Genomic DNA, 14,438 nt, shown 5'->3' with positions numbered 1-14,438 from the left:
CGCTCAGACTCTCGCCGGTCGCCTCGTTCGTCTCGGTGCGGGTATCTTGTCGTTCCACGTGCAAGTTGAGTTTGATCGACCGGCAGATCCGAGACGATGTCGGCGCGAGTGCATCTTTTTCCTTAGACACACGCCGACCGTAACCTACACTTGGAGGCCGGACTGAGGGCGCATTTGCACGACGTGCCATACGATCGAAATTAGGTCGCGCCCTAACAGCACAACGCACCAGGATTGTCGTGGTAGCTATCTGGTAGCTGCAACAATTTACCGTCCCCCGAATTTATCTGTAACTGTATGATTTATTTGGTACAGTTGGGTGGGCTCGAACCACCGACCTCCTGTTCCACAGACTGAAGGTCGAAATTCAACCGCACCAATATCGCACCAGAAACGGCGTGAACAAACCGCAAAGAAAGCGATCGAGCTCGAACGAAACTGCAGCAAAATCAACCAATCCGATCGATAGCCTGCCGCTCATAATGGTCTGGTTGAGGTTCGAGTTACTCGCTCCACCAGGAATCAGAAACCTATACAGCGCAAGCCAAAGAGCGCCGCCACAGTGATCGCGTCGAGGCGATAGCTGCTGTCGAGCGGATCATCCGAGCAGCATTTGCTGTAGAGAGCCCCTCCTCCCATGCGATTTACGTTCGGGCCGCTATCGCTGAACAATGCCGCGGAGATGCGCCGTGCAACAGCCTGGAAAGAAAAGCCCCGGGACTCTGCTGCTCTCGGAACTTGTGAATAGGTTGTGGTCAGGCTCCATGAGGAGATTGTCATCGCGATCATGATATTACCGCGGCCTGAGGGCAAACATATACCAGGCAGGTGCCGATGATGAATCGAAGAATTGTTCCCGGCTCGTGTAAACTCTCGTCGCAAGACTCGACGGGTGGCTCACGACATGCGGAGCTCACATCTGTGAGCTTGCTGAAGAGAGGACTTCCCGGTCATATCGGCGCTCATCGGCAGATAGGCCCAATCCGTTGTGGTGCTTTCTCTCTGCGACTTTGTACGCGCCCCCCCCTGTTTTGCCGTGCTCGTCTTGATATAGATTTCAAGGCGATGTTTATCAGCAAGAAGTCAGCACCTGCCGTCGCTGCGCGATGCCGACCATCATGATGACGTGGTGCTCGGGGCAGGCTACACCGTCAAGATTCATAAGAAAGCTGTCATTCAGCTCATTTTCGAGAGAGCTTGAATCGTACGTAGCGTCATATTGTACTCTATCGATTGCGTAGAGTTTCACTTCGGTCCCGCATTTGGGAGGACATTCATCGCGGACGTGTCGAGTTAAGGACAGTACCGCCAATGGCATGAGTGATGCTTCTTGGAGACGTTAGACGAACCCCATCGACGGATGTGCATTCGGCAGCCGTCCAATCCTGCTGGACTGGGGTGTTATGGGAGAGAGCCGTGGCGCATTCTTCATCTGCCGCGCTTGCGACCATGCCGAGTCGCGCTGGTGGACGACGAATCGAGAACTGAAGCATGAGCGAACCGGCATGAGATGCAAATCGACGGTCCCCTCAAATATCTCTTTGTTCCAAACGCGGAGCGCGGAAGTGGACAATATAGAATCGATGACTCCACAGGAGCTGCGCTCTGCAATCAGTGGCGGCAGGGTCTTGGAGATAACTACGACAACTGGCTGTGTCGTCGGATGTTCTTATTGTCCGCAAGACAACTTTGCCGAACGGCAAAGAGCGATATCCGACGTGAAGCATCTTTCTCTCCAAGATTTCAAGCGATGTCTGGCGCGCGTACCAGCAGCCGTCGACATTAGCTTTTCCGGATATTCGGAGCCTTGGCTCAATCCGGCTTGCACCGAAATGGTTGAGCATGCCTATGCGTGTGGCCATGGAATCCGAATTTTCACGACCCTGGTAGGAATGAACGGGCGGGATCTAAGACGTTTGCGTGCGATGCAGTTCCGCGTTTTCCTAGTGCATGTTTTTGATGACGGCACGCACATGGATAGTGGTCTCGTCAGGCGCAACTATGTCGATTTGATGCGCCAACTTGTCGATGCCGACATTTCATCGTTGCTCTTCATAGTCATGGGCGAGGTGCATCCCGCACTTGTCGGCACAATTCCTGACGAAGCGCTGGTTCGCTCGCGTCCGCCGCGCAGCAGGGCTGGCAACGGCGAGAAGATGGTTGGAGCGCGGCAGCCAATCGCTGGAGCACTGACATGTCCTGACGAACGGCAATATCGTAATGTTCTTCTCCCAAACGGCGACGTTACATTCTGTTGCATGGATTTTGAGCGCCGACACGTTTTGGGCAACCTCCTCCGCGACAGGTACAAGGATCTCTTCGAAGGGGCAGCCTTTTGCAACATTGCCGATCGCATGAACGGAACAGACGGCTTTCTGCTTTGTCGATCGTGTGAATTCGCCGAACCAATAACGTCGGAATGCTGATCTTTGAGAGAAGTTAACCCCTGCTCGAGGCGAATCGCGAGCCTAGCAAGGACGGCCTTCCAGCGCATGACCACATCAGCCGCCGGGACGACCTGCGATAAACGGAGGGCCGCCATGGCCTGGAGCATTTTGTTGGTCGCCGGCCTGCTGGAGGTCGCCTGGGCAATCGGCCTCAAATACACCGAGGGCTTTACCAAGCCCGTTCCCTCCGTGCTCACGCTCGCGGCCATGGCCGGCAGCGTGACCCTGCTCGGCCTTGCTCTAAAGACGCTGCCCATTGGAACTGCTTATGCGGTCTGGACCGGCATCGGTGCGGTCGGCACGGCGGCGCTCGGCATCATCTTGTTCGGAGAACCGGCCGCCGCATTTCGCCTTGCCAGCATCGGGTTGATCGTCGCCGGCATTGTCGGGCTGAAGCTCGTGTCCTAACGAAAACACCGAAAGCATTGACCCCACCAGGTCAGCGCCGCAACAATCGCCGGCACGCTAATTCTCCAGGCATGGACGACCGAGCTGGCCACGTTCCAGCGCACCGCCGAACGGCGCGGCGCCGACAGTGGCACGGAAGTCGCCAAGAACAACGAGCGGATGCAAGGCCTCTGGGCCGAGACCATCTGGCCGCGACTTGGTCGTCACGCGAAAGCCCTAGTGCGAACGATACGCCAGCTGCCCATCAGGGTCCCACCTGCATCGGTCTGGCACAATAGCACCACCCAGAACGGCACGAACAATTCGCTGCCGAGATCGCCGTGCGAATAGAACAGCAATGAAACCCAGCTATGGGGCTGATCTCGGGGAGACGGTCAAGAAAGGTCGCTTGCCGGAGTTATACGACGCCTGATCTCCGGAGCAGCATGGGAGAAGATGCAGATCGGCAGATCGTGTTCGTATGTTTCGGACCGCTTCCGGCGTGCCGCGTCGGCATCATCAGGAACTACCGACCCAGTTCAATTCCTAGATCGCAGCGGTGAGCTTGCGATCTTTGACTGAGCTCAGCACTGCGCCTCGAATTAAGGTGCGACTTCATTGTGTGGTTGCAAAGAAGCTCGATCACCTAATCTCTTTCGCAGGAGCGTTCACTGAAATCATCTAACCGGCGGCGCCGGCGCCCGGCATTCGATTCGTGTTCGACCTCAAACCCGGGGCTTGTTTGAGCAATGACTGCTATTGTCGGGTTGGCGACATCGCGATCGAAAAAGGTCAGGAGCTTGCATCGTGCCCGTCGGCACAGAGTCTGCACACCACTAGGCTATGGGAGCGGCGCTGCGAGTTCAGTGGCTCACGTTTCGTTTCGGAAGGCGCGCACTTCGTGTTCGGTAGGTGATATGCGATCTGACGTTCTTGTTGGGGCTGCCGCAGCAGTTGCGCTCGTCGCATGCGGTTTTGCTCATTCAGCGGATCTCCGGCCAGTCGTCAGCGAGCCGTGCTGTTTCCAACGGAACGAGCAGCTGCATTGTCTTCTGAGGCATTGTTGTGATCGGCGCCTGCAAGGCAGATCCACACGTCTTTGTCGCCGAAACCGCGCGTGTGGTGTTCAGCTTGTTACGCGCCCGGCCAAATTCTGGCGTAAATCGGAGCAGCCGTTGCTTGAAAAGGCAATCGCCGCCGATATCGCCAACAGCAGCGAAGTCCGGGAAGGGACCTATGCGGCGTTCCCGCGGCAAAGGGCCCAATTCGATTACCGTCCTTTCGATAGGCCCCGCGGAGCCGGCGTTGAGCAAGCGCTCACACCGGCTTGCTGCATCAGATTTGAGTGCGAGTGTATGAGTTTTGGTGGGACGGCATCTGGCGACCTCTGGGAATCAAGCTGCGAGCCCCGGGCATGTCAAAACCTGAAAGTTTGCGTCGAATGGAGTGGAGGTCGGCTGCATCCCAAGCCTCATTCGTGTTGCCTACCGCGCCCAATGGTGCCTTGAACGCCCCTGACCTTCTTTCTTCCGCTCAACCTGTACCCGGCGGAACTGATTGTTTTCCGTGCCACGCCTTTGCTTTGTCCGGAGAGCCCGCCATTCTTCCGAGTAAATGCGGCTCTCTCGAACTCAAAAGGCGCCGCCTTGGCATGACTGCGAGTCCATGATTCCGAAGAATTAGGGCGAGAACCATGGCGTTCCTGTGGAGCTCGCGATTTTCTGTCTTGCGACTTTCGCGCTTACGAGAGCTTGAGACCATCTTACCGCTTTTGAGCATGGTGGCGCGGCAGTGGTAAGCTTGCTCACTCGCGGCCGACGCCAGCTCGCCCGTGACGGTCACTTTGTGCGGAACGACTCTGGCGTATATTCTGGTGTGAGGAATACCGGTCAAGGGTGAGCATTCGCGTCGTCAGAACAGCTGGCTGGTCCACCACCTGACCGAATGCACGCTCGATATAGCCAAGGTACGGCAAAGCTGCCCGCCCACAAGCCCAGTCCGGCACGATCGGCCGCGCGTTGCGCAGTGTGGTATCGGCCCCTGGAGTATCGCTCCCAATCGAGCACGAGACCGTTGCGCACCAACCATTCTCCGAGATCGATGCCATCAGCTGAACAGATCGCCAATGTCCGTCCACACTCATCCTCCAGGACTGACAGACAACTGACTTCGCGCTCTGCAATGAAGGCTTCAAGATCGCTCGCGGCCATGAGGCCACATCGATACGGATTGAGGTTGATATCTCGGCACATTTGAGACTTGTCCGGCGCGTCGATGCCCCAGAGCCTAACGCGTGTCCCGTGAATTTCAAGGGTGTCGGTGCTAATGACCTTTGCCGGCCCGGTCAATTCGCCGGCAAACACGATGCTGCACAGTGCGAGCGTGGTCAACACCACGATCAATCCATACATGGCGATCTTCTTTGTCGAACTGCGAACATTCCGGCCGAATGCAGCAGAGCATGGGAAGCCGCCGAACGGCAGTCCATCGCGGCTGTGCTGAGGAGGCTGCCAATGTTGCATGGATAAGCTCGTTCGACGGATGACTCCCAGTGTATCAGCAGCGCAAGACGCCCTCGTGTCCAACCTCGCCCCCGATGCTCTGCGACCAGGCTGCTGCCCTGAGCGCGTCCCGCCATTCCTCCAAGTCGTGGCGGCAGTTCGCCTTCGCCACATCACGCACCAGCAGGTCGAAATCGGTAGTGCGCGTCCGATCACCAGCGACCGGGCCGGCGCAGACGGCCGGCCGCAATTCGGCGAGGAATGATTTCCTGGTCGCCTTGTGCGGAATGAGCCTAAAGTCGGCCCCCTCGCGGATAACAGCGAGCGCGCGTCGCCCGGGGATCGCTGCAGCCGGCTGCTATCGGGGAAAGCGTACGTATCGCTTGAGCAAAGCGGCCGAGATGGCGGCCATCGTTACTTTCAACCGCAACATGCCTTCTGGGAGCGGTAGGCGACAGATCCCCTCACACTCACGCCGCCCAATTTGTTTCCCGAGCGCCAGCGCAGCCAGATCAGCCAGCGGCTCGACCAAGGCCACAACTGCATAGTAAACCGCGAGCGATGCGACTTTACCGAGGTTGGCGGCGCCGAAGCCCGCGCGATAGAGCGCCAAAGACGCGATCCAGACAGCGATACCGGATTGATACGCAGTCGAGAGCGCAAGCGCCTTGCCGTACTGCAGATCGCGATAGGCAGCCTTGGATGGATGAGGCGCTTGGCGAGCGCCTTGATCGCAAACAGCGGCATTAGAGGCGTCGTGACATTCATCCGATATTGCGGCAGGTCGGTCGGAACAAAGAGGACGCTTTGCAGCAAGAGGCCGAGCGCAAGACCTAAGGCCGCCGGCGCCGCGCCAAACAAGAGGAACAGCGTGGAGCCCAGGACGAGGTGCACTTCCGAGGCCCAAACCGCAAAGTGCGGCAGGAATTCGAATAACGTGAACACAAGGCCCGTCGCGGCGATGGCTTGCACAGCAAATGACAGAGCGCGCCGGTCGTGTATGGCCTCGACCACAAGCTTGGCGACGACGCAGCCCATCGCAATGCCTGTCGCGCAGCTCAATACGAACTTGGCGCCTGTTACTATTCCCGGTTCGATATGCACGGTCTCTAGTCCTTTCTGCCGTTGTACTCGGGCCTTGGCTCAAGAATTTGCCGTGACGTTCGTGTGGCTGACGGTTGGAAACGGCACTTCACCTTCCCCAATTTCGGTCCACGGGCAACGTGCTGTTTTCGCCCGATCGGACCAGGTCTGCACTCAGCCTTCGCTCGGTCTTTGCGACATTTCATAGCAACAGCTATGCCAGCGCCGCTGCCGCGGTTAAGGCTCTGATTGCGCTTTGAAAGCTTCCGCGGCGCGCAAGATTCGCTGTGTTCTGTAGCCGACATGCTCTGGAGGAAATTGAACACACATCGCGACCAGCTTTTTGATCAACCTACGCCGTTCCAATCGATCATTTTCGCTCGCCCATTGAAGCGGAAATCCTGACGCCGCTGGCGCGAAGACACCGGTTCGGCATCAATCTTGCTCCACGTTGTTCGAGGAAGGCGCCTACGGCGCAGCCAAATGTTTGGCGGCCGGGGATCGTCGAATTCCTCGAAGAGCTTTGCTGGGCGTTCGATTGAGCTTGCGGGCAAGCATGCACGAACATGAAATAGAGACCACCCATCCAAACTCTGGAGCCGGCATTTGCTGGATCTCAGCGTCATCTCTCAGCAACGCGCCCGGCAAATTCCGCTGCACCATCTGCGACGAAGTTCTGGACGTGTTTCTGGGGGAACGCTATCGCGTCGCAGTGGCGCCAAACCGGACGCTAAAGTGAACATGGATCAACTTACGCGCGGTAAGGCTGTGGTCTCCGGACAGACGGCGGCCGCCTCGGTGCTGCGCATTCGGGCAGTCATGCTGGGAGATCGTATCAACCCGTCGGCTCTGGAAATCGGAACGCTGGTGTCCTCGACGCCGGTCGCTTTCCGCATTCATGCGGGCCTTGTCGTGGTCTTCCGCTATGGCGTTGTAGTGCTCATCGGGTTGTCGCCCTCGGAAGAAACCGCTCTGATCGAAACCCTGATACCGCGCGTCATCGGTGAACTCACCTCCTTTGAGGAGGATAGCGCGCAGGCGCAGCTCTGCAACGAGCAGAGCGCTGAGGTCATCCTGCCGGGCGGGCGGATTTGTCTTAGAAATTTTAGTGACGATCGGCTGCTGCTGATCGCCGATACGCTAGCCAAGAGCACGGCGCTGGAGCGAGATGAGCGCCGTGTCGCCGCGGTGTTCGACGTGATCGAACCCTTTGCACGCGAACTGGCCGAGCGCGGCCGGACGCCGCGGGGCCGCAAGGGCATTCTCCAACTGATCGGCAATGCGCTCCTGGTCGAGCAGCGCGTCGCGGGCCGCATCGCGATTGCCGAAAAGCCCGACGCACTCTGGGAGAAGCCGGAACTCGAGCGGCTCTATGCGCGTCTGAAAGACGAATACGAACTGAAGGAGCGTCTTGAGATGCTTGAGCGCAAGCTGTCGGCCATCTCCGGAACGGCTAACGCACTGACGGACATTATCGACACACGGCGCTCGCTGCGTCTTGAGTGGGTTATAGTCGTGCTGATCGTGATGGAAGTTGCGATCGGATGCTTTCAGATTGTTGCAGCAGGTCACTGACGTGCGGCTGGCCGCAGCGCGTGAGGCGCCTTCGTGGGGTTTGAGCAGGCCTACTGACCGACCTGGCCGACATTGACGTTGGACGCGCCGTTCGGCCGTACTCAGCTGCGGATTTCGGCTGTGTCTTCGGCGTGCTCGTGGACACGACGTTCGGCGAAAGCCGGTGCGGCTCGCGAAGACAGCGAATAGCCGACGCGAGTTCGGCGTATTTCCCGGCCTCGAGCAAGGATAGGGGGTTTATGGCAGACGCTCGGCGGAGCGTTCATGTCGACGATCCAGCGCCACCCAAGAAGGCCCTTTCGCCCAATTTGCAGCGGGCCGCCACTCAGCTTTTCTGCTATTCTCGACTTGCTCGCGGAATACTTGCCAGGGCCGCGGCCCCCAGGGCGCAGCCAGCGACTACCGAAACAAGGGCTGTCGATTTCACCAGGACGCCTCACCGAGTTGAGCGACCGCCTTTCGCCGCTTTGGCACATCGCCGCGGCTCGGGCGACGTGTTCCTGCCGTGATTTCCCTTGCATGGCTGTTAGCGAACGGTTCCATGATCCGCCAGCGGGCAAACGCGCGCTGCAACTGAACATGAAAGCTCAGAATGCGGATCTCGTCCTCGCTAACGCGAAGGTCGCCGAGCTTGACGCGGCCGGGGACTGCGACCGGACGTGCATAGCGGCTCCGCGCCAGCGATAAACGGGAAACGGATGACAAAGGCGCTACGCCCCGAATTTCGAGGCGGTTTTGACCTCGCAAGCAGGCGCCGAGATTTTCTGACGTCCCCATCCGCTCTGGACATTCCATCTTGCAGGACTGTCCCTCAAAGCGCCCTGGACACTCACGCACGCTCGGCAGCTCCTCTCAAATCCGCTTCCGAACCGATCTCGGCATTGCAATCCTTCGCTGGCTGGTTCAGGAGCCCGGCGAGCCTAGAGGCCTTCAAGGACTCCTTCGAGCCGCTGTTCGCGAATGATTGCGGCTAGCAGCGAAACGGCCTCCTCCCGGTCGACGGTGCAGCAGACGTGAGGCGCTCGCTCAACCAACAGGTCCAGCAAGGTCGGAAGGTCAGCAACGTGGTGGCGTAAGGTCGAGACCACATCATTTGCGAGATAGGTCGCGAATCAGCATTCGGCGGCGGATCAAAGTCCAAGTCGACCTCGGCGCGCTTCTCGATCGCATGTCGTATCAACTCGCCCTGCCGTCTTGCATTCATCGAGAGCATGAACACCGCATCCGCGAGTTCTCGCGCGGCAAGCTTCTCAGTTCAGCCATGCGGGCCTGGATGTCGCCCACCGAACTCTCACGGCGTGCCTCTGCTCGCCGCGCATTAGCGGCTGCCCTGCTCTTTTGTAATCCAACCATCGTCATGCTCTCCGGCCGACCATATGTCCCAGCGATACAGGCGAAGGAAAGGGCAAAATTGTGTGCTGCATGCGCGCAGCCCGCCTGACGATGCGCAACCCGGCGGTCGCGCGGAGGAGTCGCAAATCGCTAATTTTGTGATCCGCCGTGCTTGTCTAGGGTCTGTTGAGATTCAGGATTCACAGATTGGCATGTCCGTGATTCAAGCTCCGAAATGAGTTCGGCATGCACCGATTCGTTTTGACGGATGCGCAGTGGGCGAAGATGGAGCCGCTTTGCTTGGGTAAGCCTACCGATCCCGGCCGCACCGGGGCGGACAACCGTTTGTTTCTCGAAGCTGTGTTGTGGATCGCCCGGACGGGCAGCCCATGGAGGGATCTGCCACCGACGTTCGGCAACTGGAATACGGTGTTCAAGCGCTATCGCGATTGGGTGAAGGCCGGCGTTTTCAAACGGATTTTCGATGCCGTATCAGACGATCCGGACATGGAGTTCGCCATGGTCGACGCGACAATCGTCAAAGTTCACCGTCACGGGCAGGGAGCAAAAGGGGGACCCAAAATCAGGCCATCGGCAAGTCGAAGGGTGGCTGGACCACTAAAATCCTCGCGCTGACCGACGCGCTCGGGAACTTGGTGCGGTTCATCCTGCTGCCCGGCCATCGCTTTGACACCGTCGGCGTTGCGCCCTTGATCAAGGACATCGAATTCGGCGGTTTGATCGCCGACAAGGCTTTCGATTCCAATTGGATCATCGAAGACCTGAACGAACGCAGAGCGAAGATCGTCATCTCGCAACATCAAAGGCGCGCCCAGCCTCTCGATATCGACAAGGACATTTACAAATGGCGCCACCTGATCGAGAACTTCTTCGGCAAGCTGAAAGAATTCAAACGCATCGCAATGCGATGCGACAAGACAGACGGCAGTTTCGAGGCGATGATCTACCTCGCCACCGCCGTCATCCATTCCAGATGAATCTCAACAGACGCTAGTCTACAAGGCGCTCGATGGCACGTTGTCGGGTCGGCGGCTATGGCGAAGCGAAATCGCGAGGCAGCGGCGACAGACGGATGGCTGCGAACTCCAAGAAGGACGAAACCGGCCAGCTATTGGGAAGAGAACCAGGATCGGTCCATCCGAGATGGACGACCTAATCCCGCCAATGAGTTGCGCCCTGTTTCGGATCCGGCTCGCTTTGGCTATCTCCGGGCACATTATAGCGGAAGCTGGTAAGGGCCCGCCCGGTAGATGGAAAGATCGGGACTCGATCGAATCAGGTGAAATCTCAAACTCGCGCGTGATCTCGTTGTACCGCCAGAACGCCGCAGCCTGCCAATCAGCCCCGACGCCGAAGCTTTAACCAAATTTGAATAGCACACCGTAACCGCCACGTGGGTAGCTCCACTCGATATCACCACTTTCTTCGCAGATCACCCGGCAGGTGCCGCACTCGATACACCCGTCGACTGTCACCTCAACATGACCTTTATCGCTGAGCTCGTAGCACCGTGCAGGGCAGGCCTTCAGCATCGAGAAGAGCCGCGAGGATGGTGTGGTGTGCGGCCGCACCTTGATATGGGCGCGGCCGGAATCAACGAGATAGCGGTTGTAGAATAGTTTGTCCTCGACACGTCGGGATGGCTCGCTCGGCATTGCTTCTGGCTCCGTCGTTCGTCGTTGTCTTTGGTTTGTGATCACCGCCAAGCCCGGGCAATGCGCAGGGCATCGCTGAGCAGTCCACTCCACGACCGCGCCTTGACGAACGAGCTCAGCATCAGCTTCTCTTTCTCAAGCTTTGGTGTGCCGTCGACGCGCACGTAATCCTGCATCGCCTTGGAGAAGAGCTGCGGATATGTGAGAAAGAAGTTCTGCGAGTGGGTGTGCATCAGTGCCGGCATATCCTTGTACTTCTTCAGGTCCTTGATCACGAAGGAATCATTCAGCAGTTTTTTGTAGAGCGAAAGATTTTTGGCCGTCATCGGATCATTTCGCGATTTGATAAGGCAGATCGCTTCCGCGGCGATACGGCCCGACGTCATCGCCAGATTGGACCCCTCGCGATGGATGGCGTTGTTGAGCTGGGCGGCGTCTCCGACAACGACCCAGCCCTCACCACAAAGCTGCGGGATCGCCCTGTATCCACCTTCGGGGATCAAATGCGCGGAATATTCCTTTACTTCCGAACCCTCGATCAACGGCGCGACGGACGGGTGACGCTTGAAGCCCTCGAGGAGGCCGTAAGGCGTCTCGCCAGTACGCTGGAAATCGGCAACAAGACAGCCGATACCGAGCGATATGCATTCCTTGTTGGAATAGATGAAGCCCATACCGGTCATGCCGCGGGAGATGGTTCCGGCGGCTTCGATAACGAGCCCCTCGTCGCCTTTGAGATTGAAGCGAGCATCGATTGTCTCGCGCGACAGGAAATGCATCTCCTTGACCGCGAGTGCGACCTTGTCCGGTTTCGGCCGCCCTCTTAAGCCCGCACCCGTCCCGAGCACTCCGTTTACCCCCTCGGCCAGCACGACGACATCTGCATGGATTTCACCCCCATCTCGGTCTGTGCGCACCCCGACGACCCTCCCATGGGAATCCTGGAGGAGCTCGGTCACGGTGGTCTCGCACAGCACCGTGGCGCCGGCCTCACGGACCTTCTGCGAGAACCATTTGTCGAACTGCGCGCGGATGATGGTGTAGCGGTTCGGCTTCTCCTCGTTGAAATCATCGGAGCGATAGTTAATCCCCGTGTGCGAACGCTCGTCCACGATCCAGAAGCGTTGCTCGACGAGATGCCGCTCAAGCGGTGCATCTTCTCGGAAATTCGGGATCAGCTTCTCCAGCATGTCGGCATAGAGGATGGCGCCTTGCACGTTCTTCGACCCCGAATACTCGCCGCGCTCCAGCTGCAGCACTTTTAGGCCCCGCTCGGCCATGGTTAGCGCTGCCGCATTCCCGCCCATGCCAGCACCGACGACGATCGCGTCGAATCTTTCCTCGATCATAACAAGCTCCCCTAGCCGGCGATGCGGTCGTGCGAGTGCGGCGACAGTTGCGCGCGGAATGCAGAGGTCAATGCGGGCAACAGTCGAATAGCGTCGGTGACGATGCCGATATGGGCAAAGTCGAAGATCGGAGCGTTCTTGTCCGTGTTGATGGCAACGATGAGGTCGCCCCCCTCCACGCCAACGCGATGCTGGATCGCGCCGGAAATACCTGCCGCGATATAGAGCTTTGGCCGAATGGTTTTCCCGGTCTGGCCGATTTGGCGGTCCGAGGTGACCCAGCCCTTCTGGACCAGCGGCCGCGAGCAGCCATATTCGGCGCCAAGCACGTCCGCGAGCTGCTGTACCAGTTGGAAGTTCTCAGGCGATCCCAGACCGAGCCCTCCAGCGACGACCACGTCGGCATAGGCAAGGTTGGACTTTGTAGAATCGCGGTCCGGGAGGAACGACAGCACTTTTGTGACGATATCTTCCTCTACAAGCCCGAGCGGATGCGAGATGACGCGCCAGACGGCGCCGGTCACGCGCTCGGGCATCGGCATCACGCGCGGACGGACGGTTGCCATCTGTGGACGATAGTTCAGTGTGTAGATCGTGCACAATAGTGAGCCGCCAAACGTCGGCCGGGTGGCTGCAAGCGAGCCGTCGGCATCGACATCGAGCTCGGTGCAGTCGGCAGTTAGGCCGGTGAGCAGTGTGGTGGCCACTGAGCCGGCGAGATCGCGGCCCAGTGTGGTTGCCCCTAGGAGTAGGATTTCCGGCTTGTACGTATTGACCAGCTCTGACAGGGCCTTGGTGTAGGATTCATTGCGATAATCGGCCAAGAGATCATCCGCGACGATATAGGCAAGATCGGCGCCGTAGCAGAAGGATTCGGCGACCGCCTGCTGCGTTGTCTCCCCGACCGGGCCGATGACAACCGCGGCGAGGTCAACGTTGAGCTTGTCGGCGAGCCGGCGGCCGGCACCCATCAGCTCCCAGGAGACGGGGTGCACTATCCCGCGTTCCTGCTCGATGAAGACCCAGACGTGCTTATACGCCTTGAATCGTTCGGGCAGCTCCCTCTTGGTCGCCGCGCGACCACCACCCGGGGCCGGAGCTGCGCTTTTGGGTGCGGTGCTCATCATCTGTACTCCCATCCGTGTTCAGTAGCGGCTCGCCAGCGAAGCGTGCTCCGCCTCCAGCTTTGAATCCGCGGGTGAAGATTGCTTCAGTTAAAGTTCGGCCGCGTGCCCGCCGCCATTTTTTCAACACCGCCTGGCAGCAGCGCGGGGCCGAGACACCCATTGCGGGACCTTTGTCGACGAGCCCGGAAGCACGCGCTTGGGCGTTCTTGCCCGGTTCGGCATTCTGGGCCACCGTTTGGCAATGGAACTAGTGAGGCACGCAACCGCGCGGTCACTCGATCCGATCGATTGGTCCCGCTCATCTTCGAGATGCAACCGAGTTGGAACAGACCGAGGACCTGCGAGAGGCTCGGCTGGTCCCATTGTCGGCCGCGAGCTTGCCGGTGAAAATGCGATCCATTACTCCGAATGCCCTCGCAATATTTCCGATTGCAGCGACACGCCCGCAACTCTTGGCGAGGGCACGAGGGCCGGCGGTGAAACCGCCCGTCAACGGCGCCGCGCGACCAGCGCCGGAGAGCAAGGGCGCCGCCCGGAAAACCTCGGCCATAGATCGGCCAGCGGGAGTGATTTCGTCGACGAATCTTTGGCGCGGATCAAGCGCAGCTTTCAGCTCAGCCGGGCCGGAATATGCAACCATCGCTTTGGCGTCGCGACGTATCATGGTGTCGACAGGCAGCGCGCGCGAAACTGCGCGGCGTCAGAAACAAACTCGATGCGGACCAAGATGTGCATTCGTTTCTCCAGACTAGCTGAGTAAATGTCAGCAATTGTCGTACCAATTGCGCAGACGATGAAAATTGACCGCCAATACAGAATTTACTGAAGGAAATCGGATTGACAGCCTCTCACGACGATCGGAACATTCGACACCGTGCTGGACCTATGTCCAGAATGCGACAGAAGACAGTCATCCGCATCTTGGTGCTCTTTCCTCGCCAAATATGTGCTCCCCGGGGCC

At 58.7% G+C, this 14,438-nt stretch carries 10 protein-coding genes and 1 tRNA gene; 4 read left to right on the top strand and 7 right to left on the bottom strand.

Going from position 1 to position 14,438, the window contains the following annotated elements; genetic code table 11:
* Positions 1-307: 307 nt before the first annotated feature.
* Together IVB24_RS07985 and IVB24_RS07980 are read right to left on the bottom strand one after the other, a co-directional pair.
* Positions 308-375, bottom strand: a tRNA-OTHER gene (locus IVB24_RS07985).
* A gap of 147 nt (positions 376-522) precedes the next feature.
* The gene (locus IVB24_RS07980; protein ID WP_247341897.1) at positions 523-789 is read right to left on the bottom strand and encodes a hypothetical protein; all 267 of its coding nucleotides are present in this window, start codon (positions 787-789) and stop codon (positions 523-525) included.
* Between the two features lie 929 nt (positions 790-1,718).
* Between IVB24_RS07980 and IVB24_RS07975 the strand changes: the two genes are divergently transcribed.
* Together IVB24_RS07975 and sugE are read left to right on the top strand one after the other, a co-directional pair.
* The gene (locus IVB24_RS07975) at positions 1,719-2,426 is read left to right on the top strand and encodes an SPASM domain-containing protein (RefSeq protein WP_247446678.1); all 708 of its coding nucleotides are present in this window, start codon (positions 1,719-1,721) and stop codon (positions 2,424-2,426) included.
* A gap of 114 nt (positions 2,427-2,540) precedes the next feature.
* Positions 2,541-2,855 (top strand): quaternary ammonium compound efflux SMR transporter SugE, encoded by a 315-nt coding sequence (sugE, locus tag IVB24_RS07970; protein ID WP_247336440.1) that lies wholly within the window; start codon positions 2,541-2,543, stop codon positions 2,853-2,855.
* 1,868 nt (positions 2,856-4,723) lie between these two features.
* Here the strand turns inward: sugE and IVB24_RS07965 are convergent.
* Positions 4,724-5,356 (bottom strand): thermonuclease family protein, encoded by a 633-nt coding sequence (locus IVB24_RS07965; RefSeq protein ID WP_346730927.1) that lies wholly within the window; start codon positions 5,354-5,356, stop codon positions 4,724-4,726.
* Positions 5,357-5,755: 399 nt separating this feature from the next.
* On the bottom strand, positions 5,756-6,439 hold the full coding sequence (locus IVB24_RS07960) for an energy-coupling factor ABC transporter permease (protein WP_247341890.1): 684 nt from the start codon (positions 6,437-6,439) through the stop codon (positions 5,756-5,758).
* Positions 6,440-7,159: 720 nt separating this feature from the next.
* Between IVB24_RS07960 and IVB24_RS07955 the strand changes: the two genes are divergently transcribed.
* Both IVB24_RS07955 and IVB24_RS07950 read left to right on the top strand, forming a co-directional pair.
* Positions 7,160-7,993 (top strand): RMD1 family protein, encoded by an 834-nt coding sequence (locus tag IVB24_RS07955; protein ID WP_247341986.1) that lies wholly within the window; start codon positions 7,160-7,162, stop codon positions 7,991-7,993.
* A 1,578-nt stretch (positions 7,994-9,571) separates the two neighbouring features.
* A protein-coding gene (locus IVB24_RS07950; protein ID WP_247341885.1) for an IS5 family transposase occupies positions 9,572-10,323 on the top strand; the annotation gives its coding sequence in 2 pieces (ribosomal slippage) (positions 9,572-9,902 and positions 9,902-10,323; 753 coding nt in all).
* A 381-nt stretch (positions 10,324-10,704) separates the two neighbouring features.
* On the opposite strand, the gene IVB24_RS07945 is transcribed toward IVB24_RS07950, so the two are convergent.
* The 3 genes from IVB24_RS07945 to IVB24_RS07935 are packed head-to-tail and all read right to left on the bottom strand — an operon-like array spanning position 10,705 to position 13,474.
* A complete protein-coding gene (locus IVB24_RS07945) occupies positions 10,705-11,001 on the bottom strand; it encodes a ferredoxin family protein (protein ID WP_247341882.1) in 297 nt (98 codons plus the stop codon).
* Positions 11,002-11,042: 41 nt separating this feature from the next.
* The gene (locus IVB24_RS07940) at positions 11,043-12,350 is read right to left on the bottom strand and encodes an FAD-binding protein (RefSeq protein ID WP_247772604.1); all 1,308 of its coding nucleotides are present in this window, start codon (positions 12,348-12,350) and stop codon (positions 11,043-11,045) included.
* Positions 12,351-12,361: 11 nt separating this feature from the next.
* The gene (locus tag IVB24_RS07935) at positions 12,362-13,474 is read right to left on the bottom strand and encodes an electron transfer flavoprotein subunit alpha/FixB family protein (RefSeq protein WP_247341983.1); all 1,113 of its coding nucleotides are present in this window, start codon (positions 13,472-13,474) and stop codon (positions 12,362-12,364) included.
* Between the last annotated feature and the right edge of the window lie 964 nt (positions 13,475-14,438).

The organism is Bradyrhizobium sp. 192, assembly GCF_023100965.1.
Lineage (GTDB): Bacteria > Pseudomonadota > Alphaproteobacteria > Rhizobiales > Xanthobacteraceae > Bradyrhizobium > Bradyrhizobium symbiodeficiens.
The sequence above is the reverse complement of the archived record's forward strand: the minus strand, read 5'-3'. Positions and strand labels throughout refer to the sequence as shown.